The organism is Psychrobacter sp. NPDC078409, assembly GCF_050268505.1.
GTDB lineage: Bacteria > Pseudomonadota > Gammaproteobacteria > Pseudomonadales > Moraxellaceae > Psychrobacter.
The window spans coordinates 97,959-120,403 of the sequence record NZ_JBNNGW010000005.1; the positions used below are offsets into that span (position 1 = coordinate 97,959).

Here is a 22,445-nt window from a genome sequence, read left to right on the forward strand (position 1 = left end):
CCCCCTTTTTAATAAGCTTTTACTATTTATCAGTTTCTACTTTATAAGTGGTAAATTTAAAGCTTAAGTCGCTTTTTTCATCGTGCATCTGCTCAGACTCGTCTGCTACTTTAAAGCGTTCTGGCAACTCAGGGTAAAATGCATCGCCGTTAGCAATGTCAGTATCTACATGAGTCAGCTCAATACGGTCGGTATACATCAGAGCATCACTAAATACTCGCTCGCCGCCAATCACCCAAATCGTATCAAGATGCGCGCCATGAGCAAGGCTAGCTGCTTGTGTCAGGGCATCATCTAAGTTGTGTACCACATAAGCATTGCTGCTATCTGCAAGACCTTTTGTCTCAGCATAATCCATCTGTGTCGTAACAATGAAGCTCACACGCTTTGGTAATGGTTTACTACCCATCGACTCAAATGTCTTACGACCCATGATTACGATACCTTGAATCTTGCTATCGTTTTCTTTGGTCGTCATGCTTTTGAAATGTTGCAAATCTGCTGAGATATGCCACGGTAGCTCATTGTTTTTGCCGATACAGCGATTGCTACTAATAGCAGCGATTTGGGCAACTTCGGTATGGGCATAGCTCATAATATATCCTTTTTATTGTATTTTTAAATCTTGCTTTTATTTAGCGTAGTTAACCAGACTAACTTTATACGGCAACTTTGGCTTTGATAGCAGGGTGCGACTCATAGTCATTGACGCTAATGTCTTCGTACTCAAACGCAAATATGTCTTTTACTTCAGGATTCAAAGACAATGTCGGCAATTTATATAGTGAGCGTGTCAACTGTAGCTCAGCCTGCTCACGGTGGTTTTGATAGATATGGCAATCACCACCTGTCCAAACAAACTCTCCAACTTCTAAACCACACACCTGCGCGACCATATGAGTCAATAGCGCATAGCTCGCAATGTTAAAAGGCACGCCTAAAAATAAGTCAGCCGAACGTTGATAGAGCTGGCATGACAGCTTATTGTCTGCGACAAAGAACTGAAATAACGTATGACATGGTGGTAGGGCTACTTGCTCTGCCTCACCTGGATTCCAGCCTGACACAATCAAACGGCGCGAATTCGGATTGGTCTTTATCTGTTCAACGACTTGTGCGATTTGATCGACACCATCAGCGTTATAACTGGCATCTTCATTTTTGGTTGCGCCGTAGTTACGCCATTGATGACCATAGATAGGACCCAAATCGCCAGCAGGTCTGTTAAAGCGTGCGGTCTGTTCTGCTGTCGCCCACTCATTCCAGATACGAACATTATTCTGTTGTAGATAATCGACATGAGTGCTGCCACTTAAAAACCATAATAGCTCATAAGCGATAGATTTAAAGTGAACCTTTTTGGTCGTTAGCAGCGGAAAGCCTTCTGCTAAGTCAAAGCGTAGCTGCGCGCCAAAATGGCTAAGCGTACCCGTGCCAGTACGATCGCCTTTTTCGGTGCCATTGTCGAGAACGTGGCGTAGTAAATCTAAATAGCCTTGCTCGTTATTACTTTGGATGCCATTGATCATAAAATGCTCTTTAGTTACTGCTGACAGCGCATACAGGCTAGATGGGTAGTCGATATATACACTGTCATTATTGAAAGTATTGCTAGGGTAGGTGTTTTGACAGCGTACCCTATTTTAAGTCCTCAACCTTTATCACAAAAGGGTAGGCTTAATAAGCAGCTTGCTTACCCCAGTCATAGATGCCGCGTTTGTAAGCGTAACCGATCAAAAATAGACCGATAATTATCATTGGGGCGCTTAGTATCTGACCTTTGGTCATCCAACCTAGCAAGATGAATCCTTGGTCAATGTCTGGCTGGCGGAAGAACTCAATGATGAAACGGCTAAAGCCATAACCAAGCATAAAGACACCGGTCACTGCCATACGAGGACGGGGCTTCGATGAGTACCACCACAAGAATAGAAACAACAGCAGACCTTCTGCAAGGGCTTCATACAGTTGCGATGGGTGACGAGGCAACAGGTACTGACCATTGACTTCAGTCATAAGGTCTTGTAGCGCAGGATTGGCTTGTAGCTGCTGCATATCAACACTAGCGGCCTGCGGGAAGTAGGTCAACCAGTTATAACCACCGTCAGAGACGCGGCCCCATAGCTCGGCATTGATATAGTTACCAATACGTCCGAACAATAAACCAGTTGGTACACAAGGAACGACAAAATCGAGCACTTGGAAAGGTGTCTTTTTATATTTGCGGGCAAAATACAGCATACCCAACATGACACCAATCAGGCCGCCATGGAATGACATACCGCCTTCCCAGACTTTGAACAGATAAGCAGGGTTTTGGAGTAGCTCGCTGAACTGATAAAACAATACATAGCCGACACGGCCACCTAATATCACACCAAGTGCGCCAAAGAACACTAGGTCAGAGACCATATCTGTCGTCCAGCCTTCACGCTTGGTACTGCGATACCATGCCAGTCCGTAGGCAGCGGCAAATGCCAACAAATACATCAGCCCATACCAATGGACTTCGACAGGTCCAACTGCTAATGCTACAGGATCGTACTGAGGATGAATCATCATAAGGGCATCGTAATATTGATAATAAAATGCTGACTATAATAGCAAATTTCGTTCGCTGGGCATACATAATTGCTCTGGTGCTAATCAGAGTGTATGAGTAACTTGAGTTTTTGAGATGGTACAGAATGTATAGGCTAAGCGTCAAAAAAATAAGAAGTGAGGTGAAAAAAGTGACTTTAATTAAGGAGTGTTGTCGTGATGATATGTAATCTTGGTAGCTAGCAGCTTGAGATAAAAGTGCTATTTTTAGCATTATCGAGCGTTCACTACCAATTTGTATTATTACATTTATTATTAAAAGAGATCAGATGGCGACTAAATCTTGTACTTTGTTTTCGACCATCGTATCGCCTGCGCCTTGCGATACTACCTTACCACGTGATAGTACGGTGTAATTGTCAGCAAGCTCTTCGGCAAATTCATAGAATTGCTCAACCAGCACAATGGCCATATCACCTTTGTCAGCCAAGTCACGTAGGACTCGGCCAATGTCTTTAATGATAGAGGGCTGAATACCTTCAGTTGGCTCGTCTAAAATTAACACAGTCGGCTCGGAGGCTAGGGCACGGGCGATAGCAAGTTGCTGCTGCTGACCACCAGACAAATCACCACCACGTCGATGTTTCATCTCATCGAGTACGGGAAAAATATCATATAAATATTTAGGTACATGTTTGGCCTTACTGCGTGAAAACTTGGCCATACCAATTAATATGTTCTCTTCTACGGTCAGTGTCGAAAAAATATCGCGTCCTTGTGGTACATAAGCCAGACCTGCTCGGACACGTTGCTCTGGAGACATCTTGCTGATGTCTTTATCATTGAGCAGAATCTCTCCTGATTTAATCGGTAGTATTCCCATCAGGCATTTAAGTAGCGTAGTTTTGCCCACGCCATTACGACCAAGTACCACGCTACACGCGCCTACAGGCGCTGTAAACGAGACGTCTCGTAAAATATGACTGCCGCCGTAATACTGGTTGATATCGTTCACTTGTAACATGGCTGTCTCCTAAACTCTAAAACTTTTCTAATATTTTAAAGGTTATATTCGTTTGGCTCGTCTAGATGATTCATTCGGCTATCGACCTAAGTAGGACTCAATCACTGCTTCATTGGCTTGCACTTCAGCTAACGTACCTTCGGCCAAAATCGCCCCTTGTGCCAATACTGTGACTTTTTCACTGATGGCATCGATAAAGGTCATGTCATGTTCGACTACTACTAATGTATGGTTCTTTTTAAGGCGTAGACACAGCTCGGCGGTATGTTCTGTTTCAGCATCGGTCATACCGGCCACAGGCTCATCAAGCAGAATTAGCTTGGGGCTTTGCATTAACAGCATGCCAATCTCTAACCATTGTTTTTGCCCATGTGAGAGCAAACCAGCTGGCTTGTTGATTTTGTCGGTCAGGCGAATTTGTTGTAGGGTCGAGTCGAGGGTATCGCGAGTATCGGCATTGAGTTTATTAAACAAGCTTTTGACCACACGTTTGTCTTTCGGTGCAGCAAGTAACAGATTATCCATCACCGTAAAATTTTCAAAGACAGTAGGTTTTTGAAACTTACGGCCGATACCTGCTTCAGCGATTTGTTCAGTAGATAAGCTGGCAAGGTTGTGAGTCTGACCAAAAAACACGCTGCCTTCGGTAGGGCGGGTTTTACCCGTAATGACATCCATTAGCGTGGTTTTACCAGCGCCATTTGGGCCGATGATACAGCGTAGCTCGCCTTCTTCGATATATAGAGACAGATTATTAAGTGCGCGAAACGAATCAAACCAAACGCTCACATCTTCTAAGTACAGAGCGATACCATGGCTAAAATCGACGCCTGATTTTTTGGGGTGACTGAGACCGTCACGTCCATCAGTATGATCATATTCGGATAGCGCTTTGGTCGATTGTTCAGTCGATGAGGACTTATCGTTTAGCATTATTGTTTCTCCTTTTTGAATCGATCGAACAAGCCCATAATGCCATTGGGTAAAAACAACGTCACGACGACGAACAGTCCGCCTAATATCAACAGCCAAAATTCAGGGTAGGCGACCGTAAAGTAGGTTTTTACAGCGTTCACCACACCAGTTCCTAAGATCGCGCCAATTAAGCTTCCTCTACCACCAGTCGCTACCCAGACGGCTATCTCAATTGAGTTCACTGGGTTCATCTCACTCGGATTGATAATTCCGACCTGCGGTACGTATAGCGCCCCTGCGATACCAGCGATGACAGCGGATAATACCCAAGCGGATAGCTTGTACCACAACGTACGGTAGCCTAAATACTGCAAGCGGTTTTCGCTGTCACGAATCGCACCAAGTACTCGCCCATAAGGTTGGTTCATTAAATGACGCAAACCCATATAAGAGACTAATAAGGCTACGGACGTGACAAAGCACAGCATAGAGCGGGTAGAGGCAGCGGTAATGTCATAGCCGAGAAGGGTGGTAAAACCAGTAAAGCCATTATTACCACCAAAGCCTGTCTCATTACGGAAGAACAGCAAGGCTGCTGCATAGACCATGGCTTGAGTGATGATAGAAAAATAAACACCTTTGATTTTTGAGCGAAAGGCAAAGAAACCAAAGATAAAAGCAACCAAGCCAGGCACTAATACGACCAGTGCGACTGCCCACCAAAAATGCTGTGTGCCAGCCCAGTACCATGGCATCTCAGTCCAGCTCAAAAAGCGCATAAAATCAGGAAGCGCGTCGCCCGCTGTCTCACGTGTTAAGTACATGCCAAACGCATAACCACCTAAGGCAAAATACAAGCCATGTCCCAAGCTCAAAATACCAGCATAGCCCCAGACAAGATCTAGTGCCAAAGCCACCATGGCCAGTGCCATAATTTTGCCAATCAGGGTAATCCAGTAGGCTGAAAGGTGAAAGGCTGAGGTCTCCGGCATAAGATGTAGCCAAGGCAATATCAGTAGTACGGCAAAACATAAGCCAATTAAAACAGCACTACGCGGCGTATCAGACAGTAATTTGGTCAGTATCATAGAAGTCTCCTTATTCGACAAAGCGGCCTTTGAGTGCAAATAAACCTTGTGGCCGTTTCTGAATAAACAGAATCACAAGAACCAACAACACAATCTTTGCCAATACCGCACCAATACCAATCTCAAGTACCGTACCGCTGACTCCAAGTCCTAAGGCGGCTAGTACAGCTCCCCATACTTGGCCGACCCCGCCGACGACGACGACTAAAAACGTATCAATAATATAGGTTTGACCCAAATCAGGACCAACGTTGCCGACTTGAGCAAGGGCACAGCCAGCCATACCAGCTAGCCCAGAGCCCAACCCAAATGCCATCATATCGATACGTGCAGAAGGAATACCAACAGAACGCGCCATTTGGCGATTTTGAGTGACGGCTCGTATAAACAAACCAAAGCGGGTTTTGTTAAGTAAGTAAACCAGTAGCGCTACGACGATGACGGTAAAACCAATAATGGCGATACGGTTATAAGGCAGTACTAAACTTGATGACACCTGATATGCGCCGCTGAGCCACGCCACGTTACTGACTTCAACGTTTTGTGCACCAAAAATCATCCGAACTAATTGCATCAAAATCAGACTGACGCCAAAGGTCGCCAGTAAGGTTTCTAGCTCACGACCATATAGTGGACGAATGACAATGCGTTCGATAATCATGCCGATGACAGCGCTGACCAAAAAAGCAGCTGGAATAGCAGCAAGCAAATACCAACCTGCCATATCTGGCATATAAGCTTGAAAGAAGTTTTGCACCATATAAGTGGTATAAGCCCCAATCATGATTAGCTCACCGTGCGCCATATTAATCACGCCAAGTAGGCCAAAGGTAATGGCGAGACCAAGCGCCGCTAGCAGTAAAATACTGGCGGTACTCATACCGGTGAAGATATGACCCGTCCATGTACTGATTTCGATACGGCGTGACACGCTAGATTCAGCATCGATAAGCGCAGTTTTAAGCGAAGCATCTAAGTTATCCGCAGCGAGGGCAGACTCGATATCGACCAATACTTGTGGGTTATCACTATCAGCAAGTAGATTGACCGCTGCAATCTGAGTGGGTAGGTCGCCGTTTTTGAAATCAATACGAGCTTGTAGTGCCGTTAGTGCCTTTTTGACTTTAGCATTGTCCTCATTTGCTGTTGCGATGGTGATAATAGATGGGTCTACTTGGTCAATATTGTCGGCCAAAATTTTTACAGCTTGTAGGCGCTGTGCTGGCTTGTCAGATGCTAGCTTGACCTTAGCTTGTCCAAAAATGAGCGCTGAGCGAAGGGCATTGGTCAGGGTGATTTGTGATAAATCACTAGGCCAGTCAGCTGTCTCTTTTTTATCAGGATAAGTAAATAGCTGATCATCTGCATTGAGCAGATACGTTTGTCCACCATTGCCTTGATATAGCTCATCATTGGCAATAAATTCAACCAAACTATCTAAACTCTCAACGGATCCTGGCCAATCACTTAGCATGGCTTGACGCTTACTAAAATCGCCGGCTACAAATTGTTGAATGGCATCACCTGAGTTTGTAGTTGCTGTCGAAATATTTGAGGTGCTGGCTTGAGTGGAAGTGGCTACGTTGATAGGTGTGACCAAAGATTGCTCACTATGAGCGGTATCCGTATCGTGGTCATGTACCTGACCATCATGATCCGCATATGCTGTGGTGGTGAAGGTTGTTATGCATAATGCCATCAATGCAAGTAATCGCAGAGGCACATAAATTGAAAAACGAGCCGCATACTGCATGACTTCACTGGCTGATGCTTGTGGGTTATTACCATTTTTGGACGATGTGTGCCCTACAAACGGGCGTAAAGTATGGTGCTGCATGTGCGGCTCCCTGTTTTTCACAGACAACAAACCCTTAGCCACTACTACTTAACGTATTAAGCGATAGAAGAGTTGATAAGGTTTGGTGTTATTTAAAGGTTAAGAATAAGTGTTGAAAATAAATGTGAAAAGTAGGCGTTAGGACGGTTATCAGTGTCGTTTATCTATCCGCCTACTATTCAGTTACTATCCATGTGATTTTCAGTATCATTTTATTTTTAGGGCAGGTTATTTAGGAATGTACTCGCTCCATGGCTGGGCTTGGATGACTTCTGGTGTTTTGAAAATCGTATCAAACTGTCCATCGGCACGAATTTGACCAATCATGACAGGCTTCCATAGGTGATGATTTTCTTCATCCATTTTTAATGTATAACCTGAAGGTGCGTCGAACGTTTGTCCCGCCATGCTAATACGTACTTTATCGACATCAGTCGTACCTGCTTTTTCGACAGCTTGCTTCCACATGTTGATACCGACATAAGTAGCTTCCATTGGATCATTGGTCACGACTTTTTCAGCATTCGGTAGTTTTTGGTCCAATGCATACTGCTTATAGCGTTTGGTGAAGGCACTGTTGGTTGGGTTTTTGATCGACATAAAGTAGTTCCACGCCGCCAAATGCCCTTGTAGCAGACTGGTATCGATACCGCGTAGCTCTTCTTCACCGACTGAGAAAGCCATGACTGGAATATCTGACGCTTTGATACCTTGGTTGGCAAGCTCACGATAGAACGGAACGTTTGAGTCGCCATTGATGGTCGAGATAACCGCGGTCTTTTTGCCCGTTGAGAACTTTTTAACGTTAGATACGATGGTTTGATAATTGCTGAAACCAAATGGTGTGTACTCTTCCATGATGTCTGCATCAGCCACACCTTTAGATTTCAAAAACGCCTTTAAAATCTGGTTGGTGGTGCGTGGATAGACGTAATCGGTACCTAACAACACAAAGCGCTCTGCACCGCCGCCTTCTTCACTCATTAAATACTCTACTGCTGGAATGGCTTGCTGATTTGGTGCCGCACCAGTGTAAAAGATATTTTCTGACTGCTCTTGTCCTTCGTACTGTACTGGATAGAACATCAATCCGTTTAACTCTTCAACCACAGGTAATACGGATTTGCGTGATACTGACGTCCAACCGCCAAAGATAACATCTACTTTGTCTTGAGTGAGTAGCTGGCGGGCTTTTTCAGCGAATAATGGCCAATCAGAAGCAGGGTCGACGACGACTGGTTCGAGTTGCTTGCCGAGCACGCCGCCATTGGCATTAATTTCATCAATCGTCATCAACGCGATATCTTTGAGAGAGGTTTCAGAGATGGCCATGGTGCCAGACAGCGAATGTAAGATGCCGACTTTGATAGTGTCGCCATCAGCAGCAGGCTCGGTGGTTGTTTCTGTGCTGGTTTCAGTTGTAGTCTCAGTTGATGCTGCAGTTTCGGCAGGTTTTTGACAACCGATAAGACTCAAACTGCCAACGACGGCGACCGCTAGTAACGAAAAACGCGATTTGATTTTTCCGTGTGATTGAGGGTCTGCTACTTGAGTATTGGCTAAAATTGGTAACGAAAACATGGACATCTCCTAATAAATACAAAAGGTAAAATAATGTTCCTGAACACCCATTAAGAGTTCAAGTTCCGTGCCAAGTTAAAAAAGCCAATAATCGAGTAATAATTGAGCAATAATTAAGTTCTGATTAATATATTCATTAATTTAGTGCAGGGTGGTTAATAAATTGCACCATAAAGGGGAGATGAACAAAAAAATGGTGCAATACAGAAAACCAAATTTTTAAAATTGAAGAGCTACCATATGAAGAGATTTATCGCTAAAGGCGCTGTTTACTAAAAATGCTGTCTGCCAAAAGCATTTATTGCCAAAGATGTGTAAAACGGCTACGGTAATATCTTTAAGATAGTTACTATTTTGCGCGTTGAGCCAATGCATGGCTGCCATGATGGAATTTTACTGCTAAGGAATGATGTATGAACGCACAATTAACGGATTCGTCTGTCTTAACAGGGCATGGCAACGTATTGCCGCCGCTCAATCAAATGACTAGATTTGCTATCCTGCCATTTGTACTTAGTAGTAGTGCCATTTTGGGATTGTCTTCGGCACAAGCGGCCACCAGTAGCGTCGAGCAAGTGACCATTTATCAGGGGCTGGCAAGCGTGACGCGCGCATTGCCTATCACAGGTAGCGGTGAGCAAACGGTGGTGTTTTCCTGCCTGTCACCTTATATGGATAAAGAAAGTCTAAGTGTACAAGCGACAGGTAGTGTCAACGTTGGGGAGGTCAGTATCGAAGAGCTGACAGGTGAGCAGGCAGCCCAGTGCCAATATCAAGGTGACGCCAAGGTACAGACGCAACAAAATACCCTAGCCAGTATAAATGCTGAGTTAGAAGCGGCACGATTAGCGAAGGCTTACTTGCAGAATTTGACCAAAGCCACGCAAGTCAATACAGATAGTACGATTGCCAATAATGCTCGCGATATAGAAACTCAAGCGACCAGTATTAACCAAAGAATTTTAGAGATTCAACAGCGACAAGCGCGTGCCCAAGACGCACTGAATCAACTGATGGCAGGCAGCGCGACATCGACCTTTAACAAGGTGACACAGGTGAGTGTACGTACGGCCAGCCGCTCGCCGAGTAGCGTTAAGTTGCATTATCAAGTGCAAGGTGCAGGTTGGGAACCTGCGTATCAAGCTCGACTAAACACAAATAGTGAGCAGTTAAGTATCACAGCTTCTGCGATTATTGCTCAGCAAACTGGCGAGAACTGGACAAACGTACCACTGACACTCAGTACCGTGAACCCTAATCAAAGTACGACAGGGCAACTGCCGTATGTACAGCGTCTGTCATTATATGAAGAGAGCGAAGATGCTCGAGTAAGACGTGAGCTGCCTATGATGGATGCGTCCCCTGTTATGATGGAAGAGCCTGCTTATAACAAAGGAGCAGGGGCAGCTATGGCACCGCTACCGAATTTTACCGTTAGTAGCCAAAACAAGAATGGCATCATCGAGTATCGTTTACCGCAGCTGGTCAGTATTCCGAGTGACGGGAGACGGGTACGAACAGTGATTGGCGAGCAGACAGGTAATAGTAAGCTCTGGATTCGTAGTACGCCAAGTGTTGAGACTGCTGCCTACTGGTATGCGTCAGCGCCGTTTTTGACGCCGGACTGGGTCGATGGTTCGCTACAGTTGTACCGTGATGACAACTATGTAGGTCAGTCGCGTTATAATTATCAAGTGCTAAAAGAGCAGGGGATTGGATTTGGTCGTGACTCAAGTATGCTCGTAAAAGAGCTGACCAACGAAGATAAGCAAGGTGAAAAAGGTGTGCTAAACCGTACGCAAACACTGACGACCACCAAGGCCTATCAGTTTACCAATCAGCACAATCGTAGCGTACGATTGCAAGTACTGGGCAGTGAGCCTATCAGTCGTGACGATAGTTTAAAGGTTGCGGTAACGCATACGCCGCCTGTCACTGAGCGAGATTGGAATGACAATCAAGGCATGATAGCGTGGGAGTTTGACTTACCAAGTAAGCAATCACAAGTAATACGTTCAACCTCTCAAATTAGTTATCCTGCCAATAAATTACTGACTGGCAATTAATAAGTACTGCCTGTAAGTGCTACCTTATTAATAGGTAAAGTCTGAAATAATATCTTTGCCTCTATTAAGAATTACCCGCATAACGAAAATTATTATAAAAGGAAAGCTATGTGTATTGTCGCTATTGCTTGGCAATTATTTGATGAGTTACCGCTAGTACTACTGTCTAACCGTGATGAGTTTTTGCAGCGCCCAACTGAGCAGCTCCACCAGTGGTCTGACCAACCTATTTATGCTGGACGTGATAAGCAAAGCGGTGGCACGTGGTTAGGCATTCATCAGCAAGCGTCACCAGCGCAGAGTTCAGAGTATTATGAACAAAATGGTCGTTGGGCTGCGGTATTGAACTTTCGTGATGGGGTGCAAGCAAGCAGTGATGAGCGCTCACGTGGTGCACTGGTCACTGAATTCTTGACAGGGGCTTTAAGTCCAATGGATTTTGCACGGCAGATTGATTTGCAGGATTATGCGGGTTTTAATCTGATCATTGGTGACGCTGCGCAAGCTGTAATCGTCAATAATCGTGGCCATGCACCCACGCCATTATATTCAGGTCTGTATGTTATCTCTAATGGACAACCAGAGGACAGCTGGTTTAAGACCGAGCGGTTGCGCGGGCGACTACGTCAAGAAGTGCTGCCATTGATTGCGGAGGATAGCTCACCTGCGTACTGGCAAGCGGCGGCTTTTAGTGTCTTGTCAGATAGTACCAAAGCACCAGAAGACAAACTGCCTGTTACTGGCGTGGCATTTGAAGTAGAGCAGATGTTATCGTCTGTTTATATTGAACCCGTCGCTTTTGGCGATACTGAAACTAGCAAACCTACGTATGGTACCCGCACTCAAAGCATCTTAACGTTGCGCAAAGAGAGAGATACGGGAGCAAACTACACGGCGAATATTATTAGCCGAGAGTTTGATAGTCATTCAAAATGACCGTTAAGAGATAATAAAAAAACACCCACGGTAATTGCTAACATTCTAGCTACTATCGTGGGTGTTTTGCATTGTACTATTGAGTGACTCATTACATAAGCAAATGATTATTTTGCTCAGGAATGATCAGCTCTTGCTTTAGCGGAAGTTCGCGTACCAATTCTTGTAAGGCACGACGATAAACGCCTCGTTTAAAGTGAATCACTTGTCCGAGTGGATACCAGTAGCTGACCCATTGCCAATGGTCAAATTCAGGTTTCCCTTCATCAAAGCGGATATGTTGAGTATTTGGCTCATCTAAGCGTAGCAAAAACCATTTTTGTTTTTGCCCAATACATAAGGGATGCTGACCATGACGTACATAACGTTTTGGCAAACGATAGCGCAACCAGTCTTGCGTGACTGCCAATAAGTCTACATGACGCGGATGTAAGCCGACCTCTTCCCAGAGCTCGCGATACATTGCATCCATCGGCGTCTCCCCGCGGTCGATACCACCCTGCGGAAATTGCCAAGCGTTGTGACCAATACGTTTTGCCCACAGAACCTGCCCTTGTGTATTTGCCAAGATGATGCCGACGTTGGCGCGAAAGCCGTCTGCATCTATCATGACTAAACCTTTTAATTTGTTTAAAAATAGCTTGTTTTGACTTGAAACCGTGACAGCAATCGTAATTATTATAAGGTGATTGTTATCGATATCCGCTCAAAACAAGATTCATTACCGTTATTAAACCAAGAAACAAGCAAAATGTGTAACAGTATTTTGCTATAAAATGTTTCACGAGTTTTACCTTTTAAAATCAACTATTTATAAGCGAACTTTTGTAGGTTTTTATATGCCATTTTTAGGCAAGTGTTGAAGAGTAGTAATAGGCGTATGGACATACGATTATTTAGTAAACTATCGAACTCCACTATTTCGATATGTATAAAGTGATAAAAGTACAGATTTCACTGGTGAGTTAGTAGCAAAACAATGAGCCTATAAAATCTTGCTTTGGCTTATGCTACACTAGCTGGGCAATATATCATTCACACAATAATAATAGGCAATACGCCATTTAAAATAAGGAACATCTACAATGTCAGAATCAAAAGCAAGCGTCATATGGCAAGAAAACAAAGCCTTTATGGGCGTGTCACCATCAGGACATAATGTACAAATCGATGCTGATAAAGAGAAAGGCTCAAGCCCAATGGAGCTGATTTTGCTAGGACTAGGTGGTTGCGCTAGTTATGATGTCGTAGAGATTTTACAGAAATCACGCCAAGCAGTGACGGATGTACGTTGTGAGCTAACCGCCCAGCGCGCTGAAACTGTACCAGCGGTCTATACTGATATTCATATGCATTTCGTTGTCACTGGTCAAGAGGTTAAAGAAAAACAAGTCGAAAAAGCCATCCAGTTATCAGCAGAAAAATACTGTTCTGCTAGCCGTATGTTAGTAGCAGGTGGGGTCAATATCACCCATGATTTCGAAGTGGTTGCAGGCTAGGGACTTATATAATGATAAGTGCATTTTTTGAGTTGGTAACTGACAAAGTGGCGTCTGCCATTTTAGCCATGGTGGTAGCAAGTCTACTGCCATGGGCGGTGTCAATCGTTGCAAAAGTATCTGGTGGCTTTAGAATCAGCAATAATGCACATCCTCGCGAATTTTTTCAAAATGCGACAGGCATGGCAGCACGTGCTAATGCAGCACAACAAAACAGTTATGAAACCTTGCCAGTGTTTTTGGCAGCAGTATTGGTAGCTATGCTGTTCTTTGTACCGCAGTCGATTATCAACGTATTGGCTTGGTTGTATGTGATGATACGAATTGGTTTTTGTGTGGCGTATATTACTAATTTGGCAATGTTCCGCTCTATCCTCTGGGTATTATCAATAGCCTGCTGTCTAATGCTATTTTATTTAGCGATACGAGTCAGCGTCTAGGGCATGTCCTCAATTCAAACGACAGTTATCTAAACGGATTAAAAATGGCTAAATTTTGCCAAACAGCGTCAAATCGCTTGCTAGTATCTCGATATTATCTACGCTATTTTTCTCGTTTGACGGCAATTTATCTCATTTTTATCTCCATTTTTGAAATGAGGACACACCCTAGTAAAAATACCCGTAACCGCCAAAACGCTCAAATACAAGCAGGTGATTAATCTCGTACGCTTGCTTGTAGGGCACTAATAATCACCGCTTTATTTTTTTCTCGTTTAATACCTTCCCATACTGTTTGCGCCTCAACATAGCCTTTGGTGAGCATACCTAGCCATTGTTTATAGCGACCGACCAATACCACATCGTTCTTTGCCTCACCTTCCAAAAACTTAATCTGATGGGCAATTAAGTCTTGCCATGACAATGTAGCCGTATTCTCTACGCTGTCAGTACTGTTGTCAGTATCATTATCAACCTGTGCCACTAAATCAGGACGCGTTACTGCGCCGCGACCTAGCATTAAATGCTGTGTACCTGCTTGCGTCATACAATTTTGCGCATGCTCAAAGTTCCAAATTTCTCCATTGGCAATGACTGGAATATCGAGCGCATTAAAACTCTGAATTTTATCCCAGTAGGCGGGCGGCTTATAGCCTTGGGTCTTAGTGCGTGCATGAATGGTTAGCCAATCAGCACCGCTAGAAGCAATCGCGCCGCGAATATCATCCATTCGGCTAGTGTCGGTATAGCCCAGACGAATCTTAGCTGATACCGGTATATGAGTGGGAACGGCTTGGCGTACGGCACTGATAATCTGATACATGGTTTCAGGTTCATCCAGCAGTACCGAACCACCGCGATGACTATTGACCGTTTTTGCAGGACAGCCAAAGTTTATATCAATAGCAGGCGCACCAAGCTCGGCAGCATAAGCAGCGTTTTCTGCCATAAGCTGTGCTTCGCTACCCAAAATCTGTACATGAATGGGTGTACCAGAAGCCGTTTTGGCATCATGATGTAGCTCAGGCACATATTTATAAAACACATGCGCAGGTAAGACGTGCTGAGTGATGCGAATAAACTCACTGACCGACCAATCATAAGGACGACCCAAGTCAGACGCAATTTGGGTTAATATTTGGCGCATTAATGGATCGGTTAAGCCCTCCATGGGTGCGAGGAGTCGGACTGGATTGACGAAGAATTTATTTGAAAAGGACATTAATTTCATAGGATGTGATATAAAAATGTATGATAACTTATTCGCATTGGTTTTAAATCTTTAATTTCGAGGATAAAAAAATGTTACCAAGAAAAATCTTAGTGAGAAGAGAGGAAGATTATCATACTCATTACGTAGGAAAATATGGGAATGATCTCACTTTTATCGGTTTTAATTTTTTTGGCGGATCATCTCAAACAAGACCTCTAGCCGTTTTACATCTACTTGATAGCAGTGGTTCTTTAACAAGTTCAGAGATATGGGAAAAAGAAAAAATAGGGGATGCTGAGTTAGAGTTAAAAAAGGCAATTAAGCATTTAGATAATGCAAGATATTGTGATGTTGAAACAACAACATTTAATGTGGTACTAAATGGCTTGACCTTTGGTTTTATCGCTAGAGAAGACTCAGCATGCATTGAGTATCAACCGTATGGCTTAGCATTTTTTCCTCCTTGGGAAGGCTACTACGATACTTAAGTCATAGCTGAAAGGCTGGGTTTTTCATCCAGCCTTTCTATTCTGAAAAGTCTTGAAATTGGATGAAAAACACGAGCTTACGGAACTAAGTTTAAACGTCGTAAAATACGATACAACCTTAAGACCCAAAAATCACCTTTTTCCCTGTCTGTAATCCTGATATCAGGTCTTTAATATTATGAATATCCAAATTGCTTTGCGCACGCGTGCAAGCAACGTAGAGCAAACGCAGCTCTTCTGGACTGATCTTGACTGCATTGGTGGTTACATCATAATAAAAGTCATCATCTAACTGTACTTTTCCCCATTCGAGCCCTTTAGCTTTATGAGCGGTAGAGATGACATAGTCAGCATTTTCGATACTGGTGAGACTATTGACTGCTTGGCTCAAGACATGGGTACCGTGGTCATCGACCAGTTTAACCAGTGTTTTGAGATCGCTACCCTCATTGGTTTCGGCATACTCTTGCACATCACCCCAGTTATAAAAATACGCCAGCTCGGGTACGCCATAAGCCGATTTGCCATTTTTTAAGTTTTCAGCGGCTTGACAGAATTTGAGCATACGGTCGGTATCGGCTTGTAGCGCTACGCGATGCCCGTGCTTTAAACCTGTCAACAGTTGCGACATAGCAGCAGCATTGGTACGGCACAAAATAGCATCTTTTTTGCTATGTACCATGCCCTTATCGGTAGAGGACTGTTTATTCGGATTGCCTTTTAGCGGTACGTCCTCTTGTAATGCTTTTAATAAGGTATTGGCCACTTCTGCAATCGGCTCACCGAATCTGAAAGACTGTGTCAATAACGTCTGCGGCAATGGCAGTTTTTTCATCGCATTGACCGCGCCGCGCCATTCATAAATCTGCTGATGCGCGTCGCCCACATAGATGACTTGTCTCGACTGCTGGGTCAAGATACCCATCATCAAGGGATCGGCATCCTGTGCTTCATCAAATAAGATAAAGTCCGCTGGAATACTAGGCTTAGATAATGCCCATAGCTTGAGATAAATATCATGGCCAATACCAGCAGGGTGACGCGCATCAATCGACTGTAACCAGCGCTGCTCAACAGCAGGGTAGAGCATCTCGCGCAGCTGTTCTGCATCTGAGTCATCGAGCCAACTTGGGAAGAGTATGTGCCTTGGCGCAGGGTAGCTGGCATGCGTACTACAGAAGTTACTGACCGCGTCGCTGACGAACCGAGACAATCGTGCGGGTGTCAGTGTGATGTATTTATTAACCCCATCCATCTGCCGACGCACTTGCACAGGCTGTAGTCCCAAATCATCACCGAGACGCTTGGGTGAAAAGCGCGGCAAAGATAGCTTGGCGGTAATATCACGAGCAACATGACGATAAGCTAATGAGTGAAAAGTACGGCACTCTACATGTGGCGGAAACTTTGACCGAGCATCATTGGCAATCGCTTTGTTAAAAGCCAGATACAGTCCGCGGCCACGTAAGCGCTCACCGATTAGCTTGAGCGTCGTCGTCTTACCGGCGCCCGCATAAGCGACCACTTTAAACGACTTGTGATCCATCGCCATATTCAGCGCGCTCAGCTGCTCATCAGTGGGATCGCTCATATAAGCTGGCATAGATGCGGACATAATAAAGCTACCTAAATACAAAAATTGATTAAAAACAAAAGGGGCAAAAAAAGCCACTGGGTAAACAATGGCTTATAGATGATGGTGATGCTAAAACGTGATAATAAGCAATCAGCTTACTGATGAGGCAAGAATAAAACGGTGTAATGGTAGTTTAACGCATAGCTATATGTAATCAATAACTTTATTTCAGTCTGGATTAGACTAATAAGTGTTTTATTCTTTTTCTGTCGATACGAGAGTAGGACTGGGCTCTTCTTTGATTAGAATCTTCGCCAAAAACAAACCAAGCTCAAACAACAACCACATCGGAATCGCTAGCATGAGCATCGATACGCCATCTGGCGGCGTGACAACGGCAGCCACAGCAAAACAGCCTACAATGATATAACGACGTTTCTCTTCTAAGCTCTGAATGGAGACAATACCTGCCAATATCAATAGCAAAGTAACAACTGGAATCTCAAAGGTTAAGCCGAATACCATAAATAATTTCAAGGAAAAACTGAGATAGCTGTCGATATCCGTCATGGGTAGTACGTTTTGCGGGGCAAACATGATAAAGAATTTTAAGACCCCTTTGAGCACAATAAAATAGGAAAAAGCCACACCAGCATAAAACAGAAATATAGAAGATAGCAGCACTGGAATAGCGATTTTCTTTTCTTTCTTATACAGACCGGGCGCTACAAATGACCAAATTTGATAAAGGATGTAGGGCATTGCCAAAAATGCGGCTACAAATACGGTCAGACGTATCGGCGCCATAAAGTTTGACGTGATATCGGTGGCAATCATGGTTGAGTTGGCGGGTAACTGCGCAACTAATGGATCAGATAACAAGTTGTATAGCTCGCGCGAATAGCCGACCAAACCTAAAAATATTATCAGTACCGCCACACATATTTTGATCAAATGCCGACGCAGCTCAATCAAATGCTCGGTAATAGGCATATCAGCCAAAGGGCTTAAAACATCATCTGATTTTTTATCTTGAGTGGTATTGGTCGTTGCTGCAGCACCTTGATTAAGGGTGTTTTGATCGATAGCTTCTTGATCAATAACATCTTGGTCAGTAATGGCAGAAACAGCGATTTTCTCTTGACGACTTTTTTTGCGCTTGAATAATGGCATCAATCAGTCTCCTGCTTATGGTCAGAAGTCTGCATGTTGGCAGGACTGTTGAGTAGGGCGTCCGCTTTATAGTTTGGCACATATGGCGGCATTGGGAGCCGACGTGCTTTGTCATAAGCACCCAGTCGAAACCACATGTTTTCCCATGGACGGGTAGTGATGGTCTGAACAACTGGCGCTGCCTTGGCGTTGTCACCTATATTTGCATCGCCCACATTTGCATTATCTACATCGTCACCGCTGTGACCACGCTTAGATAATTGTCCATTTTCTAATGTATCTGGCTGCTCGTCAGAGGCATAAGCATAGTCGAATGCTTTTGGCGTAGCTGATTGCTGCTTTTGTGTGCGGTTATTTTCATCAGCTTCGTTGCCTTTGCTATTTTCAGCATTCATAGCGGTTTCAGAAGCTATCGAAGCAGGACTATGTGAGCTTTCAAAAGCTTTCATATTGCCGCGCATCTCAGCCATCTCACGCCTCATTTCAGCTTCAGTCTGACGAATTTTGGCAAGCTCTTTTTGCATTTGCTGGCGTGTCTCAGCCAAGTCAAGCTCAGCCTCTATTTCAGACTGCAATGTTGAGACTGTGCGGCGAATTTTGGCATACCATTGCCCAGCCGTGCGCGCTGCCTGTGGCAGTTTTTCTGGGCCCAGTACGATTAGGGCGATAACGCCAAAGAGAAGTAGTTCAGAAAACCCGATATCAAACATAATGGTCCGATGTCACTGTTTAGATGCTATACGTTATGCTTATCATCAACCTTTGTGGTTGAGCGCTCTTCAGTGTGTGCCGTCGCATCGTGGTCAAGAACCGCATGTTTTTTGGCATGCTCTGTATTTTCATCTTTGACAGCTTCTTTAAAGCCTTTCACAGCACCGCCCAAATCTTTACCAGCATTTCTGAGTTTTGAGGTGCCAAACACGACAACGACAACGACCAATAGTATCAGCCAATGTGTAATAGAAAAACTACCCATAATGGTATCCTTGTGACCTGGTTTTGTGACCTAGTTTTGCGACTTAGTTTTCAGTCTTTATACGCCTGCTTTGAGTTTGCAAAAAGGTCTATCTAGCAAACAAAAAGCATCGACATATAATGCGAGATAAAACAGAGCTATATTATAACCTGCACTTATTACAAATAGGTGAAAGCAACAATAATCAAATAAAATAGACGTTTATTTTTTATTTAGGCTTATCTAGCGGCTTTTTCATCGATACCGGATAACCCAAAACGTCTGCCTAGCTCGTTTAACACAGCATCCGACTCTATATCAAACCATGCCAGTCCAACCAAGGTATGGAACCAGACATCGGCGACTTCATAGATCAGCTCATGACGAGCTTCATCATAGCTTGCTTTGTCTGCAGTCTCATCACAGTTAGCAAAATCTTTGGCAGCGATAATGCTCTCTGTGCTCTCTTCACCGACTTTTTCTAATATTTTATTTAATCCTTTAGCATACAGACTGGCCACATAAGAGCTGTCGGCATCGGCTTGTTTGCGCTCTGCTAATACGCTATCAAGCTGCTGTAGTACAGAGGCTTTATCGACTTGTGCTTGAGCAGTATCAGATTGTGCTTGGGTAGTATCAGAATCAGTATTCGCACCAGTATTCGCACCAGTGTTTTCAGTTTCATGAGTATCGCTAGTAGATTCATGAGAATGATAAATATCCGCAGGCTCTTTTAATACTTTATCGACGGTTTGCCATTCAGGCGTTTGGCCTGATAAATCCAAACGCTGATAAAAGCAAGACTCACGTCCTGTATGGCAAGCAATGCCGCCAGCCTGAGTGACACTAAGCACAATCACATCTGCATCACAGTCTAGACGAATATCATGTACGGTTTGCGTATGACCTGATGACTCACCTTTGTGCCACAGTTTGGCACGTGAGCGCGAAAAATAAACCGCTGTCTGTGTTTGTGCGGTGAGCTGTAATGCTTCTGCATTCATCCACGCCATCATCAAAATACGACCTGTTTGATGATCTTGAGCAATTGCAGGAATCAAACCATCATCATTAAAAGTTACGGCAGTCAGCCAAGCAGGTAAAGTCATAATGTATTTGTCGTCTTATAGGTGGAAAGTGAAAAAAAGTGATAAGCAATTATACTACTTATGATTAAAGCGGGGAGATTATCTGGAATGCTCTGCAATATGCTGACAGCTAGCAACATCATGTCAACTAAATGCGCTATAAAGTGCAATTATGCTAAATGACAGCATATTATTTATGACAAGCGATTCTACAGTCTAAATAAATGCGGATATAGCGCTTCTTTGATCGAGTTATCAAGCTTGGTCACTTTATTGAGGTTAAAGTCGTAACCTCGAAAATGCTGGCGCGCTTTTGCTACTATTTCGCCCATGTGCATCCGCGTGACTTTTAGGATTATATTACCGCCATTATCATATATTGGCTCAACACCCACTTCAAATAACAACTCTTCTCGTACGCGGATACGGCTCACAATATCTAGCTGCAATTTATCAATAATTAAGCCTTGATGGTCTGCATTGATTTCTTTGACACCTTTAGCATATAAAAATCTTAGCCGTGCTTCGGACAATAACGCTGTCAGAGATTCGACCGTCATGTGTTGTCCTGCGTCGGCTTCCGTATGACGCACACGCATCACTGTCTCAAAAACAAACAAGTCGTCGTCAAATACTAACTCTTGTTTTGACACACTATCTCCTAGAGTGATGGCCAAAGATTGTTCTACTTATCGCGCTATATGTTGGCAACATTGTTATCGTTATAGCTATACATTACAGCCTAAATATTCATGGTGAAAAAGCGGGTTTTAATAGTGTTTATATGAAGATATAGCTCAGTCTCTACTTAAGCACAGCTTAGGCTGACATTCAATCTATTTGGAGAAAAATTAGCCGTTTTATTGGCGTTTTTAGGAGAGCCGCTATCGCTTATTTGATGCTGATTACTTGTCTATATTGTCTACTAAAACCTCGCCAAAACTTTACTTGGCAAAACAAGGCACTATCTGCTAAAATAGCGCCTCCCACCTCGAGGCAAATAGAGGTTTAGTGGTTATCTATATAACGATTATTCAGTATGACTATTTGACGACCAGGTTCTAAAACAGAAAAAGAGGCAAATCATCATGAAAGTTAAGATGAAAACCAGAAGCGGCGCAGCTAAACGCTTCAAAAAAACAGCGAATGGCTTCAAGCGTAAGCAAGCATTCAAAAGCCATATTTTGACCAAGAAATCAGCTAAGCGTATTCGCCAATTGCGTGGTCTTAAGTTGGTGCACAAGTCTGACGAAGCAGCAGTTCGTCGTATGTGCCCATACATTTAATAGCCTACCGTCATCTATCTTTGATTGAAAATATTTGACTTTGCAATCTGACAATGATGTTTGTTATTTAACGGCATCATCACTCGCTTAACAGTGATTAAAAAATCTTGGAGTAAATTATGGCCCGTGTAAAACGTGGTGTACAGGCAAATCGCCGTCACAAAAAAATCTTAAAGCGCGCAAAAGGCTACTACGGTGCCCGTTCACGTGTTTACCGCGTAGCGGTACAGGCAGTGACCAAAGCTGGTCAATATGCTTATCGTGACCGTCGCAACAAGAAACGTACTTTCCGTCGTCTTTGGATCGCACGTATCAATGCTGGTGCACGCTTAAACGGCTTAAGCTATAGCCGCTTCATCAATGGCATGAAAAAAGCAAACATCGCAATCGATCGTCGCGTTCTAGCAGACATCGCTATGCATGATGCAGCGACTTTCACAGCATTGGTCGAAAAAGCAAAAGCGGAATTGGCCTAAATATTAACCGTTCTTTAGGTATGATGCTTTTAAATAATTATTTATCAGCAATTGTCTAAATGGATAGGACTAATATTGATTAATAGTATGATATTAATAAAAGCTACCGCTGGTCGGTGGCTTTTTTTATATTAAATTATTTTAAGTGTGCTCTATATTGAACATTGTTGAGCAAAAATACGCTTATTATCGTCTAAATATTCAAGCCATTCTTATAGCCAGCCTTTATATTAATCTTTTATATAAACATAACTGGATAAATG

General features: G+C 43.7%; 22 protein-coding genes and 1 pseudogene. 7 read left to right on the forward strand and 16 right to left on the reverse strand.

Annotated elements, in window-relative coordinates:
- Positions 1 to 22 precede the first annotated feature (22 nt).
- The 8 genes and pseudogenes from ACQKC9_RS11430 to urtA all read right to left on the reverse strand — a co-directional run bounded on the left by ACQKC9_RS11430 (position 23) and on the right by urtA (position 8,986).
- Complete coding sequence (locus tag ACQKC9_RS11430) at positions 23 to 595, reverse strand: dihydrofolate reductase (protein WP_427621889.1); 573 nt, start codon at positions 593 to 595, stop codon at positions 23 to 25.
- 64 nt (positions 596 to 659) lie between these two features.
- Positions 660 to 1,529, reverse strand: coding sequence for a thymidylate synthase (locus tag ACQKC9_RS11435; RefSeq protein WP_427621891.1), 870 nt, complete (start codon positions 1,527 to 1,529; stop codon positions 660 to 662).
- 148 nt (positions 1,530 to 1,677) lie between these two features.
- Positions 1,678 to 2,562: a prolipoprotein diacylglyceryl transferase gene (gene lgt / locus ACQKC9_RS11440; RefSeq protein ID WP_114701786.1), complete on the reverse strand. Its 885-nt coding sequence runs from the start codon at positions 2,560 to 2,562 to the stop codon at positions 1,678 to 1,680.
- Between the two features lie 304 nt (positions 2,563 to 2,866).
- Positions 2,867 to 3,565: an urea ABC transporter ATP-binding subunit UrtE gene (gene urtE / locus ACQKC9_RS11445; protein ID WP_191114361.1), complete on the reverse strand. Its 699-nt coding sequence runs from the start codon at positions 3,563 to 3,565 to the stop codon at positions 2,867 to 2,869.
- A 78-nt stretch (positions 3,566 to 3,643) separates the two neighbouring features.
- Positions 3,644 to 4,399: pseudogene (urtD, locus tag ACQKC9_RS11450) on the reverse strand (urea ABC transporter ATP-binding protein UrtD); the annotation flags it as partial.
- 98 nt (positions 4,400 to 4,497) lie between these two features.
- Positions 4,498 to 5,568: an urea ABC transporter permease subunit UrtC gene (urtC, locus tag ACQKC9_RS11455; protein ID WP_427621893.1), complete on the reverse strand. Its 1,071-nt coding sequence runs from the start codon at positions 5,566 to 5,568 to the stop codon at positions 4,498 to 4,500.
- Positions 5,569 to 5,578: 10 nt separating this feature from the next.
- Positions 5,579 to 7,405, reverse strand: a complete 1,827-nt coding sequence (urtB, locus tag ACQKC9_RS11460; RefSeq protein WP_427621895.1) for an urea ABC transporter permease subunit UrtB — start codon at positions 7,403 to 7,405, stop codon at positions 5,579 to 5,581.
- 228 nt (positions 7,406 to 7,633) lie between these two features.
- Positions 7,634 to 8,986 carry an urea ABC transporter substrate-binding protein gene (gene urtA, locus ACQKC9_RS11465; RefSeq protein WP_427621897.1) on the reverse strand — a complete coding sequence of 451 codons (1,353 nt, stop codon included), beginning with the start codon at positions 8,984 to 8,986 and terminating at the stop codon, positions 7,634 to 7,636.
- Between the two features lie 413 nt (positions 8,987 to 9,399).
- Here urtA and ACQKC9_RS11470 point away from each other — a divergent pair, with 413 nt between their 5' ends.
- Positions 9,400 to 11,052: a DUF4139 domain-containing protein gene (locus ACQKC9_RS11470; RefSeq protein ID WP_427621898.1), complete on the forward strand. Its 1,653-nt coding sequence runs from the start codon at positions 9,400 to 9,402 to the stop codon at positions 11,050 to 11,052.
- Between the two features lie 108 nt (positions 11,053 to 11,160).
- A complete protein-coding gene (locus tag ACQKC9_RS11475; protein WP_427621900.1) occupies positions 11,161 to 11,988 on the forward strand; it encodes an NRDE family protein in 828 nt (275 codons plus the stop codon).
- 91 nt (positions 11,989 to 12,079) lie between these two features.
- Here ACQKC9_RS11475 and ACQKC9_RS11480 read toward each other — a convergent pair whose 3' ends face one another.
- Positions 12,080 to 12,598 (reverse strand): RNA pyrophosphohydrolase, encoded by a 519-nt coding sequence (locus ACQKC9_RS11480; RefSeq protein WP_057761956.1) that lies wholly within the window; start codon positions 12,596 to 12,598, stop codon positions 12,080 to 12,082.
- 475 nt (positions 12,599 to 13,073) lie between these two features.
- Here ACQKC9_RS11480 and ACQKC9_RS11485 point away from each other — a divergent pair, with 475 nt between their 5' ends.
- Together ACQKC9_RS11485 and ACQKC9_RS11490 are read left to right on the forward strand one after the other, a co-directional pair.
- Positions 13,074 to 13,487, forward strand: coding sequence for an OsmC family protein (locus ACQKC9_RS11485; RefSeq protein WP_341610314.1), 414 nt, complete (start codon positions 13,074 to 13,076; stop codon positions 13,485 to 13,487).
- Between the two features lie 11 nt (positions 13,488 to 13,498).
- Positions 13,499 to 13,927, forward strand: a complete 429-nt coding sequence (locus ACQKC9_RS11490; protein WP_427621902.1) for an MAPEG family protein — start codon at positions 13,499 to 13,501, stop codon at positions 13,925 to 13,927.
- Between the two features lie 217 nt (positions 13,928 to 14,144).
- On the opposite strand, the gene ACQKC9_RS11495 is transcribed toward ACQKC9_RS11490, so the two are convergent.
- Positions 14,145 to 15,149, reverse strand: a complete 1,005-nt coding sequence (locus ACQKC9_RS11495; RefSeq protein ID WP_427621903.1) for a tRNA dihydrouridine synthase — start codon at positions 15,147 to 15,149, stop codon at positions 14,145 to 14,147.
- A gap of 80 nt (positions 15,150 to 15,229) precedes the next feature.
- Between ACQKC9_RS11495 and ACQKC9_RS11500 the strand changes: the two genes are divergently transcribed.
- A complete protein-coding gene (locus ACQKC9_RS11500; protein WP_427621904.1) occupies positions 15,230 to 15,628 on the forward strand; it encodes a hypothetical protein in 399 nt (132 codons plus the stop codon).
- 118 nt (positions 15,629 to 15,746) lie between these two features.
- Here the strand turns inward: ACQKC9_RS11500 and ACQKC9_RS11505 are convergent, their stop codons facing one another.
- The 6 genes from ACQKC9_RS11505 to ACQKC9_RS11530 form a co-directional block, all read right to left on the reverse strand.
- A complete protein-coding gene (locus ACQKC9_RS11505; protein WP_427621905.1) occupies positions 15,747 to 17,243 on the reverse strand; it encodes a UvrD-helicase domain-containing protein in 1,497 nt (498 codons plus the stop codon).
- Positions 17,244 to 17,459: 216 nt separating this feature from the next.
- Positions 17,460 to 18,377, reverse strand: a complete 918-nt coding sequence (gene tatC, locus ACQKC9_RS11510; protein WP_427621906.1) for a twin-arginine translocase subunit TatC — start codon at positions 18,375 to 18,377, stop codon at positions 17,460 to 17,462.
- Positions 18,377 to 19,087: a Sec-independent protein translocase protein TatB gene (tatB, locus tag ACQKC9_RS11515; RefSeq protein WP_427621907.1), complete on the reverse strand. Its 711-nt coding sequence runs from the start codon at positions 19,085 to 19,087 to the stop codon at positions 18,377 to 18,379. Before tatB ends, tatC begins: the two co-directional genes overlap by 1 nt.
- Before the next feature lie 26 nt (positions 19,088 to 19,113).
- Complete coding sequence (gene tatA, locus ACQKC9_RS11520) at positions 19,114 to 19,353, reverse strand: Sec-independent protein translocase subunit TatA (RefSeq protein ID WP_057761945.1); 240 nt, start codon at positions 19,351 to 19,353, stop codon at positions 19,114 to 19,116.
- Between the two features lie 218 nt (positions 19,354 to 19,571).
- A complete protein-coding gene (gene hisI / locus ACQKC9_RS11525; RefSeq protein WP_427621908.1) occupies positions 19,572 to 20,441 on the reverse strand; it encodes a phosphoribosyl-AMP cyclohydrolase in 870 nt (289 codons plus the stop codon).
- Positions 20,442 to 20,629: 188 nt separating this feature from the next.
- Positions 20,630 to 21,073 (reverse strand): acyl-CoA thioesterase, encoded by a 444-nt coding sequence (locus ACQKC9_RS11530; RefSeq protein WP_427621909.1) that lies wholly within the window; start codon positions 21,071 to 21,073, stop codon positions 20,630 to 20,632.
- Between the two features lie 435 nt (positions 21,074 to 21,508).
- On the opposite strand from ACQKC9_RS11530, the gene rpmI reads away from it, so the two are divergent.
- A complete protein-coding gene (gene rpmI, locus ACQKC9_RS11535) occupies positions 21,509 to 21,706 on the forward strand; it encodes a 50S ribosomal protein L35 (protein WP_057761939.1) in 198 nt (65 codons plus the stop codon).
- 119 nt (positions 21,707 to 21,825) lie between these two features.
- Complete coding sequence (gene rplT / locus ACQKC9_RS11540; RefSeq protein ID WP_011281252.1) at positions 21,826 to 22,182, forward strand: 50S ribosomal protein L20; 357 nt, start codon at positions 21,826 to 21,828, stop codon at positions 22,180 to 22,182.
- Positions 22,183 to 22,445: the final 263 nt, after the last annotated feature.